Here is a 23,264-nt window from a genome sequence, read left to right on the forward strand (position 1 = left end):
AATTTTGGGGGATATATATGGCAAAAGTATTGATTGTTGATGATACCGCTTTTATGAGAAAACTTCTGAAAAACATTCTTTTCGGTGCAGGGTTCGACATCGCAGGGGAGGCTGAAAACGGAAAGCAGGCTGTGGAAATGTACAGGACAATAAAGCCGGATGTTGTTACCATGGATGTTGTCATGCCGGAAATGACCGGAATTGACGCATTAAAACAGATTAAGACTGCTGACAAAGATGCTAAAATCGTGATGTGCACTGCCATCGGTCAGGAAAATATTGTAAAAACAGCCATAAAACTGGGGGCAAGAGGTTACATCATAAAACCTTTCCAGGCCCCCAAGGTCATTGAAGAGATTAAGAAAGTAGTCGGTGAATGAATTCGGGGATAGTATGATTCGTACTCTTATTGTTGATGATTCTGCCTTCATGCGGATGGCAATAAGAAGCATGCTTGCCAGCAGCCCGGATATAAAGATAGCAGGAGATGCGTGTAATGGAAAGGAGGCTGTAGATAAATCAAAATCATTGCACCCTGACATAATCATAATGGACGTTAACATGCCAGTCATGGACGGGCTTACAGCCGTTAAAACCATTATGAGTACGGACCCTGTCCCGATAATCATGTTCAGTACTCTGACAGTAGAGGGCTCAAAAGAGGCTTTAGAAGCTTTGCAGCTTGGAGCAATAGATTTTGTCCCGAAATCTGAATCTCACCACGATGTGAATAAGATTGAGAAAGAGCTTGTTGACAAAATAAGAAATATTCACAGCTCGAACCCCAGCATATTAAGATTAATTAATATGAGGAAATTTAAAGGCGAGGTTGTCAGAGGGAAATGGAGCTGTGCTGGAGACTTTGCGGTCCTTATAGGTTCGTCTACCGGAGGTCCTTCATCTCTTGAACAGGTGATCCCAAGGCTTCCGGGTGACCTGCCTGCTCCGGTCTTTGTTGTCCAGCATATGCCAGAAGGCAATTTTTGCAAACAACTTGCAGAGAGGCTGAATTTCCTTTCAGAGCTGGAAATAAAGGAAGCCAGAAATAATGAAAAAGTAACTGCTGGTGTTGTTTACATAGCCCCCGGCGGCTATCACATGACTGTTAAAAAGGCTCTGGGTGTAACCAGAATAAAGCTCATAAAAAGCCAGCCTGTTCATGCGGTAATGCCTGCAGTTGATGTGATAGCTGAAAGCATGCTGGACGTTTACGGAAAGAACATAGTCGCTGCAATTCTTACGGGAATGGGGTTTGATGGGGCTGCCGGATTTAAAAAGATAAGGGATGCAGGCGGCTCCACAATTGCATGCAGTGAAGATACCTGCGTTATTTTCGGAATGCCAAAAGCTGCAATAGCAGCCGGCGGTATTGATACGGTAAAACCCATTTTTGAGATCCCTGAAGAAATAGTAAGGATGTCGGAGGTGAAATGCAATGGAAAGTGATATGGCAGCCTATAAAAGCGATTTCCTTCAGGAAGTATACGAGTGCCTTGATATATTCAACCAGTCTTTTGTGGACCTGGAAAATGGGGACACTGCTGCAATTGATGAAATCTTCAGGATAACCCATACAATAAAAGGAATGGCTGGATTTCTCGGCTATGCTTCACTCGAACATCTGTGCCATACCATGGAAGAAGTCCTCTGCGGCATAAAAAATGGAGATATAGAGATAGATGGCGAACTTGTTGATATCCTGCTTTCAACAGTCGACCGGATCACGGATATTGTCAAACAGATCGAGAATGCGGATAACGATAATGTAAAAATTGACGACCTGGTAGAAGCTTTTGAAAATTATGATAAAATAAAGAACGGAGAACATGAATCTCTCTGCCCTTTATCCGCAGACAACAGTGTCCCATCTCCTGCAATAGAATCCTCACAGAATTCGGAGAAAAATATTTCTCCGAGTCCGGAATATCAGAAGGATAAAGCCGAAAACAGAGGGACATGCAGTACGGATGGCTGCAACCTTATGAACAGAGGAACATGCAGTACGGATGAGTGCAACCTTGTTCTTGATGTAACCCTTGTTAAGGATTGTGCCATGAAAGGTCTGAGAGCATCGTTGATTATAGAGTCTCTCAAAGATATCAGTAAACTGGCTAAAACAGAGCCTGATGAAAACGACATGGAGAACGGCTTTGACGGTTGCTTTAAAGTATTCCTTTCAGGGGACAGCAGTAAGGTAGAAGAACTGATGGATAGAATTTCAGAAATCGAACAATTTAATATTTCTGAAATTAAACCGCTTAATGGTGCCTCTGATAAAGAAATAAAACGTAATAATTCTATTTCGGAGAAGTCTCAGCCGGATGTCATATCAACTACCATTCTGCCGTCTGAAACCCTTTCCGTTCCTTCTGATACAACGTCTGTTTCGGAGGTGAACAGCAGAAATTCACTCCACTCATACATATACGGTTTAATAGCAAGGATGCACCGCATTCTGGACGGAATTGGTAAATCCGTAAACTGTTTTAAAAAGACCGAATCCGCCGGAGTGCTCCTGAAGAAAAAATGTAAGGATTCCAGGGGAGATATTCCGGAGCAGCAGGAAACTCTAGAGCAACAGGAAACTCTAGAGCAGCAGAAAACTCCAGCTTCCGAACTGGATATTGAACTGGGTCCTGCAGTTTCCGATCAAAAGCTGCAGATAGAAGAATTCGGGATTCCTGATCATGTTCCAGAAAAGGTTTCTGAGGAGGATCTTCCGGACTGGAACATCTCGGACAGGATCATTGATGGTCTGGAGATAAAGCCGGATAAATTCCAATCTCCTGCAGAAAATATTAACGGCTCTTCTCCTCAGTTACTGGAGTTATGCGAAGCTTCCGGGACTGAAGAATCCGAACCGGGTTCAAACAACCACCTCTCCGAATCAGAATCCTCCACAAAAGCGATGTTTGACCCAAAAAGGCAGGAAACCATCCGTGTCAGGACCTCCAATCTGGATAATATAATGAATCTTGTGGGTGAGCTCGTCATAAACAAAGGGCGCCTGCTCCAGATATCCCAGCAGTACAACCTGCCTGAACTTGGGGAGGCAACCGGGACTCTGGACAAATCGATTTCGAGCCTTCAGGATGAGGTAATGAGAATAAGGATGGTAAAAATTGAGAGGGTCTTCAGCAAGTTTCCGCGTATGGTAAGAGACCTGAGCAGGAAATTCAACAAAAATATCGAGTTTGAAATTGAAGGTCAGGATACGGAACTTGACAGGACTATTCTGGATGATATCAGTGATCCTCTGGTTCACCTTGTAAGAAACTCGGTTGACCACGGTATTGAACTCCCTGAAGAGCGTTCAAAAGCCGGAAAAAGTGAAGTCGGGCAAATAAAGCTCTCTGCAAGAAGAGAGAAAAACAACGTAATCATCGAGATAGAAGACGACGGCAGAGGCATAGATGTTGAAGTAATAAAGAAGAAGGCTGTTGAGAAAGGACTATTGTCTTCATTTGATGTGGAGAGCCTGAGCGAAGAAGAAGTCAGGATGCTGATCTTTGCTCCGGGGTTTTCAACAAAGGACGTCCCGACAGAGATCTCAGGCAGGGGCGTGGGTATGGACGCAGTAAAAACTGCTGTTGAAAAACTTGGTGGAAAGGTCAGGATATATTCAAAGAAAGGGGAATTTACAAAAATCAGAATTGACCTGCCTCCAACAGTTGCTATAATCAAATCCCTGCTTGTAGATGTCGGTCCCGAGACCTATGCTATTCCTATCTCCAATGTTGTGAAAGCTTTGAGCGTCGGCAGCAGTGATTATAAACTCATTAAAGAAACCCCCCTGCTCTATATCAGGGATAAATTGATACCGATTCTCGAATTGAAAGAATTCTTCGATATCGAATGCGAAAAACCCGACCGGCAGATTGCCATAATCGTTGAAAAAGAAAACGAGGAAGTTGGCCTGATAGTTGATTCTATCATTGACCAGCAGGAAATTGTCATTAAACCACTCGGAAATGTTTTATCGAACTCAAAAGGATTCATCGGTGCCACCATACTGGGAGATGGGCGTGTGATACCGATTATAGATGTTTCAATGCTTATAAAAGGTGATATTGATGACTGATCTGGATAAGCTTGGTGAAGAGGAAATGGATGTTTTGAAGGAACTCGGCAATATCGGAACCGGACACGCTGCAACATCTCTTTCCAAGCTGCTTAATAAAGATGTCTATCTTTCAGTGCCAAAAGTTAAGGTGGGGGAAATAAAAAACCTCTCCCGTGAATTCATTGGCGAAGTTGTTGCCGGAGTGATTATAGCACTTCAGGACCTCGAAGAAAAGAAATCCGGATATCTGTACATCATGTTTCCGGAAAAGTCTGCAAGAAAAATTGCAGGCGATCTTTTCGGAATGGATGAGCTTGATGAAGAGATGTATGCGTCCACGATCATGGAGGTCGGGAATATACTTTCTTCGTCCTTCTGTGATGCGTCAGCTGATTTTATGAACATCATATTACTCCCTTCCCCTCCAAGTTTTGCAGTCGATGTCCCCACTGCAGTCATCGATTCTGTAGTTTCACAGATGGCAAAGAACACCAACCATATTATCCTGTTTGAGACCTCTTTAAGCTCTGATTCGGATATAGAGATTTATCTGGCCCTGCTCCCTGAACCCTGCCTGCTTGATGATATGATGAAGATAATGGGACGATTATGAGCAGCGTCTTCCTGTTCATTTCGAATGAAAGCGGAAAAGCGATTTTCCTGATCAGCGGGGACGTACTGGTAAAGTCCTTCTGCTCACTTTCGGATACATGCCCATTTCAGGATTCCTGCCGGTCGTGTTCCCTGCTTAATGCTGCAAAAAATTATCTTGCAGGCACTGCGCCAGACTCAAGAATTAAAACCCTGGACGGGGAACTGTCCGCCGGCATAGGGGAATATAAAATCGGAAAAAACGTGCTTTTAAAAGTCATGGGCCTCGGCTCATGCATCGGCGTTATTCTTTCCGATGTTTCTACTGGGATATGCGGGATAGCACATGTACTGCTTCCGGGAGCTTCGGATAGAGGCGAGACCAAGTATGCTGAAACAGCGATAGAAAAAATGGTTGAAGATATGGTTAAAATGGGGGCAAGAAGGAGCAGGATTACTGCAAAATTTGCAGGCGGGGCTCAAGTTTTCAAGCACATGAGCCTTGATATTCTCAAAATAGGCGACAGGAACGCAATCTCTGTTGAAGAAACTCTTATAAAAAAGAATATCCCGATTCTGGCAAAAGATGTCGGAGGGGAAGTTGGCAGGAACGTTATTTTTAATCCTGCGGACGGGAGCATGATTGTTAAATATACTGCTAAAGGGGAAGTACTGTGGTTGTAAATATTGATGACGACTTCAATTTTCTTGTGCGAAAGATTTCAAAATCTTCCGGTATTGTCCTGACCGGGTACAGGGACAGTTATCTCAGAAGAAGAATTGACCTGAGGATGAAAGCTGCAGGAGTGGACAACTATACGTCTTATAGCGGTCTACTGGAAAGGGATAAGCACGAGATGAAAGAAGTCATAAATACGCTTACAGTAAACGTTACTGAGTTTATGCGGGACAGAACTCCGTTTCTTTTTTTCCGGGAAGAGATCCTGCCGAATATAATGGAAAGAAAAAAGCAGTGTAAAAGCAATATTGTCAGGTTCTGGAGTGCAGCTTGCTCTTACGGGGAAGAGCCTTATTCGATTGCTATCTGTTCAAAAGAGGTCCTGCCTGAAGAATGGACCGTGTCAATTTATGCAACTGATATTGATGAAAAATGCCTGAAAGGTGCTTCACAGGGAACATACAGTAAAGAACAATTAAAAAACCTTGACCCCTCCCTTGTAATTAAGTATTTTGAGCCCTCGGGGGAAAACTTCAAAGTAAGAGATATCAGCAAACTGTCAATAAGGTTCCAGAAGCATGACCTGACAGGCGAACCTCCGATATCAAGGCATTTTGATGCAGTTTTCTGCAGAAATGTTATGATATATTTTAATGAAAACCAGAAAATAAAAATGTTGAAAGATTTCTATAATTCTCTTTCGGATGGCGGCTACCTTATTATTGGCAAATCCGAAACCCTACCCGTTGAAATTAGAGAGCTGTTTGCCCATGTAAGCGTGAAAGAAAAGATTTTCAAAAAGGTTTAAATGACGTCCAGGCCTGACTGCCCATTTACATTTCCCACAAGGTAGACATTCTTATTTCACAGGAAGATTTCTAAGAATGATTTTCTTCCTGTGAATCTGTAATTATTTCTGTTATTTTTTATTTGCTTTGCTTACATACTTCTGTTCATTGTTATGAAAACCCGTCTGTAATATTCAGTTTAATATATATTATAATATGTAAGTATATGTATTATAATATATTATCAGCTACAACAATCTTTATTTTATATTCTCAAATCGTCGGGCAGAATGGAGATGATATAATAAAATATTATCATTCTTTTCTTAATTATGTAATTATTTTCTATATGTCACGGCATTAACGATAAAAAATGATCATGCGCCTTTAAATTATCATAAAAGAGAAATTAATTAATTTAATGACCAGTTTTTTAATAATACATTCTAATTTTAGTTATAAAGATTTTCTTTAATTAATTTATTATGTATATTTTTATTACTGCGTGGATAAATCGCTTTTGCAAATAAAGTTATATTTATTTTCACTTTTTGTTTTTTCTAAAAATGGTGATGAGCAGGCTTATCTGTCTTTCATATTTTTCACTATCTTATTCTCCAATATAACTTTCTTCTTCATTTAAAGTATCTTAATACACTCCGGTGCGTCAATAATTTTTATATAAAGTAAACTCTATAACAGCCGAAACATTTATAATATTACTTGATATTCTATTTACTGTTATAATAATTACACCATAAAGGTGATTTATTATGTGGAATCGATTTATAAAAAATGATAAAGGGTTTACCGGGCTTGAAGCTGCAATAGTGCTGATAGCCTTTGTAGTCGTAGCAGCAGTTTTTAGCTACGTCATGTTGGGAGCGGGGTTCTATACAACCCAGAAAAGCCAGGAAGTCGTGCACACCGGTGTAGCGCAGGCAAGCAGTAGCCTTGCACCTTCCGGGGATATAATTGTATTAGGAGGAACTGATGTCGTTGCTGAGCCTGACGTTCCGGCTATAGATTCGATAACATTCTATATAACCAACACAGCAGGTGGATCAGCTGTAGATCTTGATAAAACGATAATTACCTATACAGATCTCGATGACTTTGCAACACAAGCACACTTAGAGACTGCGGGAGTTGAGGACGGAGCATGGACTTATGAAGGAATAATTGAGACCACAACTGGTGCGTCGAACCTAGTTGAAAAGGGTGAAAAATATAAGATTGAACTCAGTCTTCTCCAAACTGGTGATACTGGTGTACCTGATAATCCTCTTGGTCTCACTTCAAAGCCTGTAGTAAACGAAAAAGTCAAGATTGAGGTAAAACCTCCAGAAGGTGCAGTCCTTATTCTTGAAAGAACAATGCCCCCTTCAATTACTGCTGGGCAGTATTATACAGTTTACTGAGGTGATTCTCGATGTGGAAAATGTTCTCAAAAGATGAAAAAGGATTTACCGGGCTTGAAGCTGCAATTGTTCTCGTAGCTTTTGTAGTAGTTGCTGCAGTTTTCAGCTACGTTATGCTCGGAGCAGGTTTCTATACTACTCAGAAAAGCCAGGAGGTTGTGCACACCGGTGTACAGCAAGCAAGTAGCAGTGTTGAACTGAGTGGAGATGTAGTTGCTAAAAGTGACGACGGTAATACTGAAATTGACACTGTCACTTTATTCCTTCAATTGACTTCAGGCGGCTCTCCAGTGGATATGGCTAAAACTCTCATAGTTGTTTCAGCTCCGGATATCGAGCCAAGTGAATTGAAACTTGGTGCTGTCGCTGATGGCGATGAATTTGCTATAGCAGCCAGATATAACGGTAATACTGATGACCTTATAGATAGGTTTGAAAAATTCCAAATAACAATTGATTTGGATCAAGTGGCTGCTGACGCTGCTACTCCTACATCTGTTGGAGCTAATAGCGAGTTTCAGCTTGAAATCAAACCACCTCAGGGAGCAACCTATACCATTCACAGGACTGCACCAGCAGCAATCTCTGATATAATGACACTCGTCTAAAATTAAAATTAAAGCAATAATGACATTCCTCGGGGTGCCATTATCTTTTATTTTTTTAACGCTACAGTTGGGTGATATGATGAATAGTGGGGAATCGTTTGACCAGTCCATGATTGATAAACTTGTAGCTACAGCTGAAAGCGATACTATAGAATACAAGGTTGCAAGCCTTGAAGAAGAGGTAACCGAGATCAAAGGCTCTATAAAGACTCTTCTCATGGACATCAGGGAAACGATGGGGGTCCTGGAAAATCCTTTCCAGAATATTCAGGGTATTGCCAATATTTCCAGTGCCATAGTGAATCCAAAGTCGATGGAAGATCAGCCTCAACCTCCGAAGAATGAAGAAATCGAAGAGGAGGACGAGCCTGAAGATGAAGACCTGGAAATGGAAAAAATACCAAAAAACCTCTTTGAAGACCTGAAAAAGGCTGCTAAAAACCAGCCTAAAAGGGCTGACTCGAAACTAATTGATCCCATTTCCTTCTACAGGACCATTGTCTGGAGCAAGGACATGGTGGAGAAATATGACCAGAACGCCATAAAGGAATTAATTGAAGTGTTCTCTCTCCTGGGATATATTCCAGGTGAAATTAAGGAAATTATTGTTAAAGTCATTGAGATTCTGATCAAAAATAACAACCTTGATGATGCAGTTGTGGACCTGTACAGACTTTATCACATACTTTATCCAGAAGACATGTCTCTTGACTCCAAGGTGCTGGATCACATCCTGAATGAAAGATAAAACGGTGAAGAACGCATGTCAAAGGAAGTGATAACTTCAGCGATACTCGTAATAGTGAGTGTAATAGCTGCAGTGGCTTTTGTTAATGCCATCCTTCCTTCTGTGTATGGTCTCTCCGAATCTTACAGTTCAGTTGCTCAGAGCATGGAAGACCAGTTCAAAACAGATATCGATATTATCTTTATCTATCCTGACGGGAACAATGTGTACGTCTGGATAAAAAATGTCGGGTCCTCAAACATACCCCTTTCACAGCTTCAATACTGTGACATCTTTATCATGTCTTCTTCAGGATACTGGAACCCGGGATTCGAATCGGAATCAAATCCCTCATGGGATTTCACGCTTGAAAATGGGGACGGAGATACCTGGGACCGCGGCGAGACTATTAAGGCATCAATAGCGATTGATACCCTGCCGGCTGACATTTACAAAATCACCTTTTTCCTTTACAACGGGGTATCGACATCAGACACGTTCTCCAGGTGATATCATGGGCCTTGATACGATAATCGTGGCTTTCTTTGTAATCGGGACGGTTCTGGTTGTTGCAGGTACTCTGACAATGGGGACCAATAACCTTGTTGAGTCTTCTTATCACGGATACGTCTCAGCCCATCAAAGCATGATGGACCGGCTCCAGACCCGAATTGAAATTCAGGATATAACATTCAACATTTCAACAAATCATGCGAGCTTTACGGTTGTGAATACAGGGGAGACCAGGTTACACAATTTCGACCACTGGGACATTATCCTGGTTAAAGACGGCCAGGCTTCTTACTTGAACAGGTCCGGTTACAGCATAAAGCCTGAAATAGATCTCATAAATCCCAGAATCCTGGACCCTCACGAAAGTATTAACATTGAACTCTTAACCGAGCTTGAATCCGGTGACAGCTTCATTGTAAAGATCATCACGGAAAATGGTATCGTCTCTTCCGCAGAGCATATTGTAGGTGAGTAATATGGGAGAAATAGAGGATAAAAAGAATATTATCTCAAGCGGCAATGATGAAATTGATAAAAAGTTAGGTGAGGGCATCCCTCTGGGTTCTCTTGTGCTCATTGAAGGAGAAAATGATACCGGAAAGAGTGTATTCTGTCAGCAAATGGTGTATGGTGGATTGAATCAGCTTCACAGGATAGCTTACTATTCAACCGAGAACACAGTTAAAAGCATGCTGGCTCAAATGGACAGCCTGAGCCTTGATATCTCGGATTTTTACAGCTGGGGGTATTTCAGGATTTTTCCGGTTCACCTTGAAGGTGTCGAATGGACTTCCGAGCAAATGAAAGGTACCCTGCACCTTGTTACGACTCACATAAAAAGCGTCAGGGAAAAAGTCATCATAATTGATTCTCTCACAATGTTTACTACTTATTCTGATGAGGATAATATCCTTGAATTCCTTACAAGTTTGAAAAATTTGTGTGACAAAGGGTATACCATTTTCATTACTTTACATCAACATGCTTTCAAAGAAGACACTCTTGTCAGAATACGGTCTTCATGTGACTGTCACCTGTTCCTAAGGAAGGAACAGCTCACTGACCGCTATATTAGCGTTATGGAAGTCTCAAAAATAAGAGGCGCCAAGAAGAGTACAGGTAATATAGTGAGTTTTGAAGTCCAGCCTGGGTTCGGTTTAAAGATAATTCCAATATCACAGGCTAAAGTCTAAATAAATTTGAACATTATTAGCCGCGCATGGGGTTGACATGGATAGCATCGAGGAAAAGCTGGGTACTGAAGACGGTCATGTACTTAATGCAGGAGTATACACAAATTTTCCGTTTAAACCAAAAAAATACGACGGACATGACCATTCAAACCTGAAAACGTGTAACCTTTACAAACTCCTCCCTCCGGAAATGAAGGCGGAAGTTGAAAAAAACCTTCATCTTCTGGAGTACCTGCATATCCTGCCCATAGATACAATGGGCATACCCAGATATGTTCCAAAGCTTGAATCCAAGCATGGTGATATAGAAGATCCCAATCTGATATACAGGGTCAATGACCAGATATACGTCCATATTTATCCGAACAAAAACGATGTGAGGAATTTCTATATTCCTATTGAGCCCATACTTCTTACCGGAGTCGGATTTCTTATTAAAGAACTGGAAATAAAGCTTGTAGACCACCTTACAGGGATTCAATTTGATCCTGAAAATTTAGAGGAAAAAGAACGTATACTGAGAGAATCCCTGGATGCCATCTGCATAATTGGCAAAAAAAATCCGGCTGCCAGTTCTGCCGCAGGGGCTGAATCAGGGATCAAAAAACTGGGGTCACGTTTTTTCCCATCAAAGGAAGATCCTGATAAAAATCATATATACGTAACAAAAGAGCAGTATGAAGCTCTGAAATACTCGGTTATCAGGGACAAAATCGGTGTCGGTTTTCTTGACCCTTACATAAATGACAACAAAATTGAAGATATAACCTGTAATGGTCTCGGGCCCATCTTTATTGAACACAAGGTGTTCAAGGGTCTCAGGAGCGTTATAGAATTCAATGACAACGACGCCCTCAATCATTACATTGTCAGGCTTGCAGAAAGGATAGGAAAGCCCATCACTTTCAAAAACCCTATAGTTGACTCCACACTCCCGGACGGGTCAAGGATTAACATTGTTTTTGGGGACGATATCAGTAAAAACGGGAGTAATTTCACTATACGTAAATTCGCTGACATTCCTTTCAGCATCCTTCAGGTCATAAAAGGAGGGACTCTGGATTACAGGATGGCAGCTTATCTCTGGATCCTGATTGGTGAAGGAATGAGCGGTTTCATATGCGGAGAAACCGCCAGTGGTAAGACGACCACATTGAACGGAATTACAGCTTTTGTAAACCCCGAGTCAAAACTGGTTTCAATCGAAGACACGCCCGAACTGCAGATTCCTCACAAAAACTGGACCCGGGAAACAACAAGAGGCAGTACAAGGGGTGCAGGAACCGGAGAAGGCAGCGGTTCGGATGTTACAATGTTCGACCTTCTCAAAGCAGCATTGAGGCAGAGGCCAAACTATATCCTTGTGGGAGAAATCCGAGGAGTTGAAGGTAATGTCGCATTCCAGGCTATGCAGACCGGCCATCCTGTTATGTCAACGTTCCACGCCGCAACCGTTGAGAAACTGATCCAGAGGCTTACTGCTGATCCTATAAACATTCCTAAAACGTATGTGGACAACCTCAACTTTGTTATAATCCAGTCTGCTGTCCGGAGACCTGACGGCAAGCTTGTGAGGAGAGTCCTCAGTATAAATGAGGTTCTCGGATACAACCCGGATAAAGGGGGAATTTCCTTTATTGAAGCTTTTTCCTGGGATCCTGTTACTGATACACATGTTTTCAGTGCTATGGGAAGTTCTTATATCCTTGAGAATAAAATCGCCACAAGGCTTGGAATTCCGGGTAAGAAAAAGAAAGCAATTTATGATGAGATTGAAAAACGGGCAAAAATTCTGGAAAGACTGAGCGATGAAGGAATTGTAAACTACTGGGAATTTTTTAACACAATCGCAAAGATTACAAAGTCCGGTATGCTGAGGATTCAGTTCTAAATGGTGGTTTAGATGGGTGTCAATAAGATAAAAAACATTTTTAGCAAAAAGTCTAATTCAGGATCCATTTTAGACCAGCTTTATGTTAAATATCAAGACTACCAGAAAGAACTCTATATGAGCAATGATATGCTTTTTGCTCTTACTTATATGGCTTCAATCTCGACTGCCAATCTTACAAGGGACAAAATATTCTCAAGCATATCTGGAAAGAAAGAGTACTGCCCAAGCAAATATTTTAACCTGATTAAAGAGCTGGCTCAGCACTGGCATTATGATTACGCCAATGCCTGTGAGCTTATATCCACAAAAGTAAAGCATGACAGGATGAGGGAACTTCTCAACAGGCTGTCAAACGCCATAGCGGCAGGAGAACCTGATAGTGAATTTCTCACCAAGGAATGGAGACTATTCAAGACAAAAAGAAAAGATGAGTTCGAAAGAGACCTTGATACCACGAAAGAATGGTCAAACGCATACACAGCATTGCTTGTCTCCACATCGCTTGTAGCTATAATTATACTGCTTTCAGTGATTTTATACAATATCGGGGATCCGGCTGATACGCTTTATTCCACAATGTTTATCATATTTTTTATGGCCTTCTTTGGAGTAGGCCTGCTTTTTAGATGTTCTCCAAAAGACACTAAAGTCCATAATTTAAGTGTAAAATCAAAAGAGCAGACTTATATTTATAAGTGGGCTCCTCTTACACTTGTTATCGCAGCCCTGGCTGTTTTATTGCTAACTGTTCTGCCGGCTTTCACCGGTTCAGCTGCTGATTTCTTTATTGATATTAAAGGAGTCGGGATGATTGTTGCAGGAGTTACCATGATTCCTGTAGGGATTGCGGCAAAAAGAGATATTGAAAAAATTAACAAAAGGGATGAAAGTTATACAACTTTCATAAGAAGCCTCGGGTCTATTATAAGTGGGTCCGGTCTGACTGTTCCAAAAGCTCTTTTAAAGATTGACCCCAAGAACCTTGGAGAGCTTAAAGATATGAGCCAGGAGCTTTATAAGAAACTGGCATCCGGGCTGGACCCTGCCCTTTGCTGGGGGAGATTTGTCGGAGAAACGGGCAGTTATTTGATCTACAAATTTACAAGCGTTTTTGTGGACGCTGTCAATTTCGGAGGTAATGCAGAAGTGGTAGGCGAGCTCGTGAGCTCGTCAAACCTTGAACTTGTCCTTCTGAGAATGAAAAGAGAACGCATAGCCAAAGGATTTTCCAGTCTTGTTATTCCTCTCCATGTATCGATGGTTGGCCTTCTTCTTTTCATAGGGCAGATCCTTACTATCTTTTCAACCATTATAAATTCCCTTTTTACCCAGTTTGAAATAAACGGTTCCGAACTCGAGGGCATACCCGGTGGCATGGGTGGCATGAATATGGGCATATTCGGGGGTGTCCCCCTCGAATTGCTGGGGCAATTTGTTGTGATAGTTACTATTATTCTAACAATTGCCAACCTACTTGCGATCGTTGCCGTAAAAGGAGGACCGATGTACCTGGCGATCTACTATGGTATATTTATGTTCATACTTTCGGGAATACTGATGATTATAGTCCCTCCGTTAGTGGAAATGGCCTTTTCATTTAATGGAGTACTCGATAGTCTAGCAGAAGGTATGTGATATGGATTTAATAACTATATACGAAACAAATTTTACAATATTCATAGGTATTTTTGTAACTCTGGCTGTAATGGGGACAACAACTCTATACGATAGATATGAAAGTAAAGGAGGAGCCTCATTCGATCTTATGAAAATTAAACTCTTTTCGAATCAGAACCAGCAAACAGCAGCTTTCGGCTCTAAAAGTTTGAAACAGTTTTCTGATTACAGTAAAAAATTTAGCAGTTTAATCCTGAATAAGTCCATCTCAGGTCAGGAAAAGTCCAGTTCAATGAAGAAAAAATCCACCTCAATCCGGAGTAACTCCAATAATAATTCCTTCGAAAGAGTGGAAAAAATACTCTTTAAAGCAAAAGATGCTGTTCAGAATCTTTTTGTTAACCTCCGCAGTAAAACTTTATCCCTTTCATCAGCTTTACCCCGCAGAAGCAGTAAAGATAAGGAAAAATTTGTTTCTTTATCTGATACCCAGAAAGCAGATCTAAATTTCAGTGCTGCTGACAAAGCTAACACTCTTGATAAAGTAGTCGAATCCAAAAAAGATGAATTAGATTTTGATGACGACCTTCTAACTAAAATGTCTACTTCAGACACTTTAACAGTCAGCAGTCCTGAACTTAAGACTGTAGAGCCGTCTCTTGGTGGTATGTCTCTGGATCTAGATGCATCATTTGATACCGATTTTAAGTTAGATGAAAATGAATTTGCGATTAAAGTTGATGGACTGGATGATGAACCTGATGAAAATAACTTCAAATTTAGCGGGAACACTGAAGAAATAAAGTTTGGTGACGAAAGTGATAATTTCTTAGCTTCACTGAAGAAAGATATCATAATTAAAAAAGAGAAAACGATCAATTTCATGGATAATATGCAGGGAGAAAATCTGGATTTGAAGCTGATGAAATCCGACCTTGAATGTGTTCTCAAGGACCTTAAAAAGTACAGACAGTATTCACATCGAAACTGATCAATCGTTTATTCTGATACAGAATAAATTGCCGTACTTCTAGCTAATATTCCAATTTTAAAAAAAATAATTTGTAGAAAAACAAAGCGAGTGATGAAAAATGGTAGACGCAAAATACATAGGACTTATAATTTTAGCAGTATTTTCAGGATCAATGCTGGTGTACACCTGGCTGTCCCTTTATAACCGGTTTGATCCAAGCGTAATGTTTTATGCAGCGCTTCTTATCTTTTCTTTTTCTCTAATGCTGGTAAGAGGCAAAACATCAGAAACTAATTAAAAATATTTCCTGGGGTTTCACACGCCTGTAAAATCAAGCTATCTGTGCGGAGCGTAACGTAAAGTCCGGAAAGCAGGAAAAAGCAGGAAAAAGAAAAAATAGAAATGTTCAGTGCAGTGAATAAGGTTGTGCGGGTAAGAGATGTTCTTAACCCGCCTGAAAACCCTGCCTGAGGTCCTTACCTTACAATTACAACTACTGCGCCTTTTATATCCAGAACATCGACCTCTCGGCCGCCGGAAATTACTTCTTTCCGGATTTCGACTGCTTCAGGTTCGAGTTCAATCTTTTCTCCGTTTACGGTAACGGTTATCCTGCCTGATGCTATCTGGGCTTCGACTGAAGCAGGGTCTTCTGCCTTGAGGGCTTTCACGATGGCTCCTGCATCTTTTCTGAAGCGCGGTCCTAGGATGCCCATATTGGGTTTAACTTCCACAGGCACATAATCAAACGAAGGGGCACCTTCCATAAGCTCAACCTCGGAGTTTGTAGCCCCTGCAATATCCCCTGTATCAATCTGCGTGTTATAAATCTCTATTTTTTTCAGAGGAGCGTTGAGAGCCATTCCAAGGTCTGACTTATACCTGCGGACTTCACCTGTGATATCTTTGATCATTTCGCCTGCTGCTTCGGCTTCTTCGCTCATCAGGCTTTCATTGACCGCAGGCCATGCCCGAGTATGGACACTCGCACTGTCGAACCTGGAGTACATTTCTTCTGCAAAGAAAGGTATAAACGGAGCCAGCAAAAGGGAAAGTGTTCTGGTTGTGGTATAAAGCACATACTGGGCTGCTTTTCTGCCTTCCTTATTTTCCCCGTAGAGCCTGCCTTTCACAAGTTCAAGGTAGTTATCTGCAAGGACTTCCCAGGCAAAGCCCCTTATAGCCTTGAATGTGGAATCAAACTGGTACCCGTCAAGCTCCTTTGTTGTGGATTCTACAAGCCTGTTAAGCTTGCTCAGGAGCCACCTATCAATTGTATATAGGGAGTCCGGAGGGAAGTTTTCGGCATCTGCAGGATCAAAGTCCTTTAAGTGGGACATCGAAAACCTGTAAATGCTCCACATCTTCTGCAGGAAACGGGAAGCTGAAACCACATCTTTCCAGCGGAACATTACATCTGAGCCTGTTGAACCTCCAACAGCACCCCACTGCCTGAAAGCATCGGCACTGTACTGTGTGGTCACTTCTTCGGGGGAAATAACGTTTCCGAGGGACTTGCTCATCTTGTGTCCGTCCGGTCCGAGCACCATCCCGTTAATCACTATGGAGTCCCAGGGCCTCTTTCCTTCAAGCGCCAGGCTTCTGAGAATCGTATAGAAAGCCCATGTCCTTATGATGTCATGCCCCTGGGGGCGGATCTGTGCAGGAAGGCGGAGGTCGTGCTCGCTTTCCCAGCCAGAGACGTGTAACGCAGTAATCGAAGAGTCCATCCAGGTGTCCAGGACATCGGTTTCAGGCTCGAATTCGGTTGACCCGCAAGCACAGGCTTTCTTTGGTACGTTTTCGTTCGGGTCAATCGGGAGCCAGCTCTCTTCGGCAATCATGACTTCGCCGCACTTCTTGCAGTACCAGATAGGGATCGGGGTTGCAAAGATTCTCTGCCTGGAGATGCACCAGTCCCATTCCATGGTGCCTGTCCAGTTCTGGAGCCTGACCTTCATGTATTCAGGGTACCAGTTTATCTCGTCTGCGGCTTTCAGGATGCCTTCATGGTTTATTTTTACAAACCACTGGGGCTCGGAAAGGATTTCTATAGGAGTATCACAGCGCCAGCAGAGCCCGACATTCTGTTCGAGGGGCTTCTGATTGTAGAGGAAGCCTGCATCTCTCAGGTCGGAAATGACTGCCTGCCTGCACTCAGGGATGCTCATGCCCTCGTACTTGCCTGCTGCTTTTGTCATCCTGCCCTGTTTGTCAATGGCTTTTATCAGTGGAAGCCCGTATTTTGCCCACCAGCGCACGTCCTGCTTGTCTCCGAAAGTACAGATCATTACAGCGCCTGTACCGAACTCGGGCTCGACTGCCTCGTCAGCGATAAGTGTTACTTTCTGCCCGAAGAGCGGAACTTCAATTTCTTTCCCGATATACTGGCTATAACGCTCGTCTTCAGGGTTTACAGCAACCGCAACACACGCTGCCATCAGTTCCGGCCTGGTGGTTGCAATATCTACTTTGTCGAAGTGGACAAAATTGAGTTTTGTTTGCCCCTGATCGTACTCTACTTCTGCAAAGGCAATTGCAGTTTCACAGCGGGGGCACCAGTTTACAGGGTGGTCTTCATGGTAGATGTGCCCGTTATTGTACATCCTGACAAAGGACTTCTGTGTCTTTACAAAGTACGAAGGCTCCATAGTGACAAATTCGTTGCTCCAGTCCACTGAAAATCCCAGGCGAAGCATTGTCTGGCGCATCTTGTCGATGTTTCCAGCAGTCAGTTCTCTGCACATTCTGCGGAACTCAGCCCTGGGGACCTGGTTTTTTGTAATCCCATGAGTTTCTTCAACCTTGACTTCGGTTGGCAGGCCGTGGCAGTCCCAGCCCTGGGGGAACATCACATTATATCCGCGCATGCGTTTGTACCTGGCAACAAAGTCGATATAACACCAGTTGAGCGCGTTTCCAATATGGAAATTACCTGTTGGATATGGAGGTGGGGTATCAATAATATACTGGGGGCGTGTATCTTCTCCCCAGTTGAAGTGGTACATGGAGAGGTTCCATTTCTCCATCCACTTTTTCTCAACCTCATTTGCATTATATTCTTTTGGAATTTCTGATTCTGTCATAAAGACACTCCGTGATGAGAAATGAGTGTAAGAATTTCTTTGGTTTTAGAGTGCTTGCGATTATTTAAATATATCTGGTTTCGAGCAGAATGTAAATTTCTTGCTTTTCAGTGTTTGCCAGGAATGTAAGCCTGTCATAAACCTGTTTTTTGTTGATTACGTTTTTTGCCTGAATACCGGTTTTCAGGAGGTCCGCGAAAATCGGGAAAAAATCAGTTAGATAATACTCCTGAGTATCCTGACCGCTACTCACTGGTTATTATCCGGAGTCCTGCACGCGCGGGTGGGCTTACTGGCATGGAACGATAAAAATTAATGTAGCAAAAAGAATGTAACAATAAAAATGAATGTAGCAATAAAAAGAATGTAGCAATAAAAACGAATATTCCAGAGTTGCCGGACATTTAAGTTTCAAATAAATCTGTCCAGTAGTTTGACACCCGAGTGCAGGAATGAATAAATTTAATCTGCATGTGTAATTTTGTAAGGATTGCATCTACTGGATCATATTTACTGAACCAGCACAAGCGAAAATGTATCAAAATATTAACGTGGATTTTATGCTATACTGTCAATAATTATGCATATCTCCAGGCATCCCGGATATGCATCGCATTCATGCCAAGGCTTTGAGGGGCATATATATCGTTTTCCGGAGTGTCCCCGATTGAGAGCACTTCCCATGGTTCAAGCCCGAGGCGGTCAAGAGCCATTTTGAAAAGCTTTGTATCAGGTTTTTTGATTCTGTGGTCTGAGGACATGATTACAAAATTGAAGCGGTCGTATAAACCAAGGAAGCGGAGTTCCTGTTCTGTAAAAACCCTCTGGGCGTTAGAGACAATGCATTTAGGAACGTTTCTGTATTTTTCAAGAAGCCTGAAACTCTTAGGGTAAGCTTCAAGTTTTCTTAATGAAGCGGTCCTGAAGACCTTTGCAGTTTCAATACCGAGCCAGTACGGGTCAATTGCTCTGAAGGCATTTTCTGCACAGATCTCGGCAAAAATCTCTTCTATGCGGATGTCCGGATACTGCTGGCCTGAGTTGCCCAGCCTGCCTGCAACTTTCCATCTGTACTCTTCCCTGAGCCTATCAGGTTCAATCCTCACTCCCTGGTAAAGCAGCCAGCTGCTTACTCTCTTGTTTGTCTCCCTGCTTTTTTCGTCAGTTTTGATATCAATAAGGGTTTTGTAGCAGTCAAAGATCAGACCTTTGATTTTTCCATTCTGGAGCATAAAGCATCCTCTTATATGTTTTTATTAGCTCTATTTTATAGATTGAACTTTGTTTCTATTCTTTTCTCTATAAATATTGTTATGGCTTTTTTAGTATATAGTCGTTGTGCAAATATCTATATTTTATGCTGGAATTATATATTTTTCAGATTAATCGGGATATTTTCAAGATTTTTCCTTCTGCGATGTCTCATTTTATGAAGAGAAGCAATTCTCTAAAAAATAAGAATTAGAGTAAAAGGAAGAAAAGAGAAGGAGAGAAAATAAAAAGAGATGAAAGGGAAGGAGAGATAAAATAAAAAAGAGGAAAAAGAAAGAAAAAGACAATAAAAAGCTGGCAGGCAAAAAAGAATCCTGGAAGCCAGGAGATCAGGTAAAATGGGTTAAAAAAGTATTTTGCATGGCAGGTATTCCGGTTCAGTCTGTTATCCCGAAATGTTTCCAGGCTTCTCCAATCGTCATTGCCTGCATCCCGAGCTTTCTCGCCGGAAGGATCTCATTTTCGTAAGAGTCTCCTAGGGACATAACACATTTGGGTTCGAGTTCGAGTTCCATCCTTTTAAGGGCGGTCATAAAAAGCCTGAGGTCGGGTTTTTTGTATCCCACATCTGACGAGAATATTACAAAATCGAAGTAGTCATAAAGCCCTAGGAACCTCAGTTCAAGTTCGGAAAAGACCCTTTGCCCGTTGGAGATTATGCACTTTGGGATGTTTATGCACTGCTCGATTAGTTTTATGCTCTGAGGGAAGGGGCGCAGCTTTCGGATTGAAGCCGCCCGAAAGACCCTTGACGTTTCAATTCCCAGGCTTTTTTCGTCGATTTTCCAGATAGAGTTTTCCTGGCAGATCTCGGCAAAGATTTCTTCAATTCTTATCTCGGGATATATCTCCTTTGAGTCTTTCATCCTTTCTTCAACCTTAAATATGTAAGTATCCCAGAGCTTTTCCGGCTTAATCTTTACCCCATGGTAGGCAAGCCATGAGCTTACGGTCTCATATGTCTCGATTCTGTGTTCTTCGGTATGGATATCAATAAGCGTCTGGTAGCAGTCAAAAATAACCCCTTTGATCTGGCAGCTCTCAAATACATCTTCCCCGGCTTCTAAAGGATCGCCCAGAAAAGTGACAGTGCCTCCTTTAGGATCAGCTTCATCATTCCTTGAAATGTTCTTGCCTCCCATGTCCCCCTTGTGATGTTTTCAATATCTTTGATTTTACTTTCAGTCTCCTATCTCGTTTACTATCTTAAAGCTTTCCTATTTTACTTAATTCCCTCTATAAATTGCACCCAGACATTCACGCGCTTCATTTATCAGGTAATTCCTGTAATCTCCCTGGTGAAGCCTTGCGGAACGGAGCAGCCCTATACTCATGAAAAAAGGCAAAATTCCGGTAATGCTGTAAAAGTCCTTTTCCCCGCGGCTGTACTCCCAGAGGAAGTTTCCTATATAGGGCTCGGCTTTCCAGCCTCCCCCTTTGTGCAATTCAAATTCATTCTTAAGTTCTGCAGTAAGGACCCCGAGGTCTCTTATGGGATGTGCCTCAAACCATGAGCTCTCAAAATCGATGGCATAGGGCTTTTCTTTGCAAAAAATATAATTTGAAGGAGTAACGTCCCTGTGGACCATACAGCCATGATCCCGGTCGAGCAATGAACTGTACCACCATTCTCCCAGAAGTTTATTGAAAGTCTCTCTCGTGCCGTAATCAAGTTTAAGGTGGTCCAGAACATCATGAAAGTTTCTGAACTCATTTTCTTTATTGTAAGAAGACTTTGTATTGTCATGTAGATTCCTGAGCATGTGAGCCACAGCAGACAGCCTTCCGTAAAGGTCTTCTTCGCGTTTAAGGTACCAGCCAAGAGATTTTCCGGGTATGTGTTCGGTTACAAGGACACAATTGAAGTCTTTTCTTACTGCAAGAGGCTTTGCAACATTTATTATCGAAGCTGCTTTTTTCAGGTTCCTGTACTCGTTCATCATGCCTTTATAGGGATTGTATGCTTTCAGCTTGCCTGTCGGTTCGGCAAAGAACTTTGCCATTACGCTGAAATGTTCCCCTTTAAACTGATACCTGCAAACAGTGTGGGAAGAGTTGTATTTAAAAACGTTTACACAGCATTTTTTATCCCGAATCCTATTTGCAACAACCTCTTCTACAAGCCAGTCCCTGAACGGGTCTCCAGGGTTTAAAGTGTTAACATGGCTATTTGCCACTTCAACTTACCCCCATTTTTCCAGAAACAATATCGACAGTCTTTTGCTTCATAGTCATCTCTAACTTAAGCGGCTATATCTCCCAGCTTAAAGTCTATGCTATATTTCCTGACTTAAGCGGTTACATCTCCTAACTTGAAGTCTATGCTACATATCCTAACTTAAAGTCTATAATTCTAAATTTAAATCATTATAATCCTGAATTTTGATAGTATTGTGGATAAATACAGGGCATGAAACCTTACCTGATTATGAAAGCAGACATCCACACAGGCATTTAATGAAATTCAGATCGGCATAAACCTCAGTATCTCGAAAGATGGAGTAATAAAAGGTATTATGATCAAAACATATGAAATCAAACATAACCAGCTACATAGCTTGTTTTCCGGTTTTAAATCTTCAATACTGCCAGAAGTATACTATAGCCTGTGTATCTTATATTATTGTTGGTGTTTCAATAAATGTTTTTATCTACCTTTCAAAAGCAGGCCCGCCGACATCAGCTATGTTATTGCCGGACCAGCTATGTTATGGTGTGTGTTTTTGCCGGTAAGCTCTGTAAGGCGAGCTGCTCAGTTCGATCTTTACTATCCATTTTTTCCTATTTTCTACTCTGAAAATACGTATCCGGAATGATAAATGATTATTTATAAAAGAAAACTCTAAAGTTTTAACCTTAATAAACGGCAATCTACAGGTTACAATATTCATAGAGCTGTTAACGTGATTAAATTCCCTGATGAAATCCCTGACTCCTGTAAATGGCAAAAAGTCGAGCCCATTAACAGGGGGTGGTCAGATGATCAGAAATATTATGTCCGAACTACAGACGGCAGAGAACTATTACTCCGAGTATCGGACGTCTCGCAATACGAGAACAGAAAACGGGACTTTGAAGCAATAAAACAGCTTGATAAGCTTGATATTTTGATATCGCATCCGGTTGATTTTGGAATTTGTAATAACGGAAAATCAGTGTACTCTTTGCTAACCTGGATTAAAGGTAAGGATGCAGAATATCTTCTTCCGAGACTTGACAGAAAAGAGCAATACCAGTTTGGAGTTAAAGCGGGTGAAATCTTAAAAATAATACATCAAGTATCTACGGCAAAAAATCAAATCTCATGGTCGGAGCGGTTTAATCGGAAAATAAACAGAAATATTGCCGCTTATGAAGCTTGCGGGATTCGTCTGAAGGGAGCAGAGAAGATAATTGAATACATAGAACAGAACCGGTATTTGCTGGATAATCGGCCTCAGTGTTTTCAACATGGTGACTATCATGCCGGAAATATGATTATTACAGAGTCTGGAGAGCTGGGAATTATTGATTTTAACAGAGTTGATTATGGTGACCCCTGGGAAGAATTCAACCGTATTACATGGTGTGCGGATATAAGTGCCTCATTTGCTTCAGGACGCATAAATGGATATTTTGAACACGATGTACCTGCTTTATTTTTCAGATTAATGGCTTTATATATTGCAAGTAACCAGCTTTCATCAATTCCCTGGGCAATTCAATTTGGATAGAAAGAAGTCAACACAATGCTCAGGCAAGCCGAAACCGTTTTGAAATGGTATGATGGATTTGAAACATTCATACCAGAATGGTATAGTTCAAAAAATAACAGGAATTAAGGAACATTGAAATTTAAA

22 protein-coding genes are annotated in these 23,264 nt (G+C 41.7%); 17 read left to right on the plus strand and 5 right to left on the minus strand.

Annotated features, from left to right (window positions below; translation table 11 throughout):
• The first annotated feature begins 17 nt into the window (after positions 1-17).
• The 16 genes from MSMAS_RS05125 to MSMAS_RS05200 all read left to right on the plus strand — a co-directional run bounded on the left by MSMAS_RS05125 (position 18) and on the right by MSMAS_RS05200 (position 15,365).
• The gene (locus MSMAS_RS05125; protein ID WP_011032284.1) at positions 18-380 is read left to right on the plus strand and encodes a response regulator; all 363 of its coding nucleotides are present in this window, start codon (positions 18-20) and stop codon (positions 378-380) included.
• Positions 381-393: 13 nt separating this feature from the next.
• On the plus strand, positions 394-1,446 hold the full coding sequence (locus MSMAS_RS05130; RefSeq protein WP_011032283.1) for a protein-glutamate methylesterase/protein-glutamine glutaminase: 1,053 nt from the start codon (positions 394-396) through the stop codon (positions 1,444-1,446).
• The gene (locus MSMAS_RS05135; protein WP_011032282.1) at positions 1,436-4,081 is read left to right on the plus strand and encodes a chemotaxis protein CheA; all 2,646 of its coding nucleotides are present in this window, start codon (positions 1,436-1,438) and stop codon (positions 4,079-4,081) included. The genes MSMAS_RS05130 and MSMAS_RS05135 overlap by 11 nt, the downstream gene beginning before the upstream one ends.
• The gene (locus tag MSMAS_RS05140; protein ID WP_048036727.1) at positions 4,074-4,676 is read left to right on the plus strand and encodes a chemotaxis protein CheC; all 603 of its coding nucleotides are present in this window, start codon (positions 4,074-4,076) and stop codon (positions 4,674-4,676) included. Before MSMAS_RS05135 ends, MSMAS_RS05140 begins: the two co-directional genes overlap by 8 nt.
• Positions 4,673-5,338: a chemotaxis protein CheD gene (locus tag MSMAS_RS05145; RefSeq protein ID WP_011032280.1), complete on the plus strand. Its 666-nt coding sequence runs from the start codon at positions 4,673-4,675 to the stop codon at positions 5,336-5,338. Before MSMAS_RS05140 ends, MSMAS_RS05145 begins: the two co-directional genes overlap by 4 nt.
• Positions 5,329-6,141: a CheR family methyltransferase gene (locus tag MSMAS_RS05150; protein ID WP_011032279.1), complete on the plus strand. Its 813-nt coding sequence runs from the start codon at positions 5,329-5,331 to the stop codon at positions 6,139-6,141. The genes MSMAS_RS05145 and MSMAS_RS05150 overlap by 10 nt, the downstream gene beginning before the upstream one ends.
• A gap of 753 nt (positions 6,142-6,894) precedes the next feature.
• Positions 6,895-7,542: an archaellin/type IV pilin N-terminal domain-containing protein gene (locus tag MSMAS_RS05155; RefSeq protein ID WP_011032277.1), complete on the plus strand. Its 648-nt coding sequence runs from the start codon at positions 6,895-6,897 to the stop codon at positions 7,540-7,542.
• A gap of 11 nt (positions 7,543-7,553) precedes the next feature.
• Positions 7,554-8,150 carry an archaellin/type IV pilin N-terminal domain-containing protein gene (locus MSMAS_RS05160; protein WP_011032276.1) on the plus strand — a complete coding sequence of 199 codons (597 nt, stop codon included), beginning with the start codon at positions 7,554-7,556 and terminating at the stop codon, positions 8,148-8,150.
• Positions 8,151-8,226: 76 nt separating this feature from the next.
• Positions 8,227-8,898, plus strand: a complete 672-nt coding sequence (locus MSMAS_RS05165; protein WP_226987672.1) for a hypothetical protein — start codon at positions 8,227-8,229, stop codon at positions 8,896-8,898.
• A gap of 15 nt (positions 8,899-8,913) precedes the next feature.
• Positions 8,914-9,387 (plus strand): hypothetical protein, encoded by a 474-nt coding sequence (locus MSMAS_RS05170; RefSeq protein WP_048045843.1) that lies wholly within the window; start codon positions 8,914-8,916, stop codon positions 9,385-9,387.
• Between the two features lie 4 nt (positions 9,388-9,391).
• Entirely contained in the window at positions 9,392-9,865 is a 474-nt protein-coding gene (locus MSMAS_RS05175) for a hypothetical protein (protein WP_011032273.1), read from the plus strand.
• A 1-nt stretch (position 9,866) separates the two neighbouring features.
• Entirely contained in the window at positions 9,867-10,583 is a 717-nt protein-coding gene (locus tag MSMAS_RS05180) for an ATPase domain-containing protein (protein WP_011032272.1), read from the plus strand.
• Positions 10,584-10,620: 37 nt separating this feature from the next.
• Entirely contained in the window at positions 10,621-12,474 is a 1,854-nt protein-coding gene (locus tag MSMAS_RS05185) for a type II/IV secretion system ATPase subunit (RefSeq protein ID WP_011032271.1), read from the plus strand.
• A gap of 12 nt (positions 12,475-12,486) precedes the next feature.
• Positions 12,487-14,112 carry an archaellar assembly protein FlaJ gene (gene flaJ / locus MSMAS_RS05190; RefSeq protein WP_011032270.1) on the plus strand — a complete coding sequence of 542 codons (1,626 nt, stop codon included), beginning with the start codon at positions 12,487-12,489 and terminating at the stop codon, positions 14,110-14,112.
• Between the two features lies 1 nt (position 14,113).
• Entirely contained in the window at positions 14,114-15,085 is a 972-nt protein-coding gene (locus tag MSMAS_RS05195) for a hypothetical protein (RefSeq protein ID WP_011032269.1), read from the plus strand.
• A 100-nt stretch (positions 15,086-15,185) separates the two neighbouring features.
• Positions 15,186-15,365, plus strand: coding sequence for a hypothetical protein (locus MSMAS_RS05200; RefSeq protein ID WP_015411018.1), 180 nt, complete (start codon positions 15,186-15,188; stop codon positions 15,363-15,365).
• Positions 15,366-15,543: 178 nt separating this feature from the next.
• On the opposite strand, the gene MSMAS_RS05205 is transcribed toward MSMAS_RS05200, so the two are convergent.
• The 5 genes from MSMAS_RS05205 to MSMAS_RS05225 form a co-directional block, all read right to left on the minus strand.
• Complete coding sequence (locus MSMAS_RS05205; protein WP_011032268.1) at positions 15,544-18,153, minus strand: valine--tRNA ligase; 2,610 nt, start codon at positions 18,151-18,153, stop codon at positions 15,544-15,546.
• Positions 18,154-18,217: 64 nt separating this feature from the next.
• Entirely contained in the window at positions 18,218-18,406 is a 189-nt protein-coding gene (locus tag MSMAS_RS05210; RefSeq protein WP_048040053.1) for a hypothetical protein, read from the minus strand.
• A gap of 325 nt (positions 18,407-18,731) precedes the next feature.
• On the minus strand, positions 18,732-19,385 hold the full coding sequence (locus MSMAS_RS05215; RefSeq protein WP_011032267.1) for an HAD family hydrolase: 654 nt from the start codon (positions 19,383-19,385) through the stop codon (positions 18,732-18,734).
• Between the two features lie 417 nt (positions 19,386-19,802).
• Complete coding sequence (locus MSMAS_RS05220) at positions 19,803-20,567, minus strand: HAD family hydrolase (RefSeq protein ID WP_011032266.1); 765 nt, start codon at positions 20,565-20,567, stop codon at positions 19,803-19,805.
• An 84-nt stretch (positions 20,568-20,651) separates the two neighbouring features.
• On the minus strand, positions 20,652-21,602 hold the full coding sequence (locus tag MSMAS_RS05225; RefSeq protein ID WP_011032265.1) for a BUD32 family EKC/KEOPS complex subunit: 951 nt from the start codon (positions 21,600-21,602) through the stop codon (positions 20,652-20,654).
• Between the two features lie 726 nt (positions 21,603-22,328).
• Here MSMAS_RS05225 and MSMAS_RS05230 point away from each other — a divergent pair.
• Complete coding sequence (locus MSMAS_RS05230; RefSeq protein WP_011032264.1) at positions 22,329-23,138, plus strand: aminoglycoside phosphotransferase family protein; 810 nt, start codon at positions 22,329-22,331, stop codon at positions 23,136-23,138.
• Positions 23,139-23,264 lie beyond the last annotated feature (126 nt).

Origin of the sequence: Methanosarcina mazei S-6 (assembly GCF_000970205.1) — an archaeon.
Lineage (GTDB): Archaea > Halobacteriota > Methanosarcinia > Methanosarcinales > Methanosarcinaceae > Methanosarcina > Methanosarcina mazei.

Coding starts and splice junctions, on each gene's coding strand:
- MSMAS_RS05125 (WP_011032284.1), top strand. CDS start 18: ATGGCAAAAGTATTGATTGTTGATGATACCGCTTTTATGAGAAAACTT.
- MSMAS_RS05130 (WP_011032283.1), top strand. CDS start 394: ATGATTCGTACTCTTATTGTTGATGATTCTGCCTTCATGCGGATGGCA.
- MSMAS_RS05135 (WP_011032282.1), top strand. CDS start 1,436: ATGGAAAGTGATATGGCAGCCTATAAAAGCGATTTCCTTCAGGAAGTA.
- MSMAS_RS05140 (WP_048036727.1), top strand. CDS start 4,074: ATGACTGATCTGGATAAGCTTGGTGAAGAGGAAATGGATGTTTTGAAG.
- MSMAS_RS05145 (WP_011032280.1), top strand. CDS start 4,673: ATGAGCAGCGTCTTCCTGTTCATTTCGAATGAAAGCGGAAAAGCGATT.
- MSMAS_RS05155 (WP_011032277.1), top strand. CDS start 6,895: ATGTGGAATCGATTTATAAAAAATGATAAAGGGTTTACCGGGCTTGAA.
- MSMAS_RS05160 (WP_011032276.1), top strand. CDS start 7,554: ATGTGGAAAATGTTCTCAAAAGATGAAAAAGGATTTACCGGGCTTGAA.
- MSMAS_RS05165 (WP_226987672.1), top strand. CDS start 8,227: ATGATGAATAGTGGGGAATCGTTTGACCAGTCCATGATTGATAAACTT.
- MSMAS_RS05170 (WP_048045843.1), top strand. CDS start 8,914: ATGTCAAAGGAAGTGATAACTTCAGCGATACTCGTAATAGTGAGTGTA.
- MSMAS_RS05175 (WP_011032273.1), top strand. CDS start 9,392: ATGGGCCTTGATACGATAATCGTGGCTTTCTTTGTAATCGGGACGGTT.
- MSMAS_RS05180 (WP_011032272.1), top strand. CDS start 9,867: ATGGGAGAAATAGAGGATAAAAAGAATATTATCTCAAGCGGCAATGAT.
- MSMAS_RS05185 (WP_011032271.1), top strand. CDS start 10,621: ATGGATAGCATCGAGGAAAAGCTGGGTACTGAAGACGGTCATGTACTT.
- flaJ (WP_011032270.1), top strand. CDS start 12,487: ATGGGTGTCAATAAGATAAAAAACATTTTTAGCAAAAAGTCTAATTCA.
- MSMAS_RS05195 (WP_011032269.1), top strand. CDS start 14,114: ATGGATTTAATAACTATATACGAAACAAATTTTACAATATTCATAGGT.
- MSMAS_RS05200 (WP_015411018.1), top strand. CDS start 15,186: ATGGTAGACGCAAAATACATAGGACTTATAATTTTAGCAGTATTTTCA.
- MSMAS_RS05205 (WP_011032268.1), bottom strand. CDS start 18,153: ATGACAGAATCAGAAATTCCAAAAGAATATAATGCAAATGAGGTTGAG.
- MSMAS_RS05215 (WP_011032267.1), bottom strand. CDS start 19,385: ATGCTCCAGAATGGAAAAATCAAAGGTCTGATCTTTGACTGCTACAAA.
- MSMAS_RS05220 (WP_011032266.1), bottom strand. CDS start 20,567: ATGGGAGGCAAGAACATTTCAAGGAATGATGAAGCTGATCCTAAAGGA.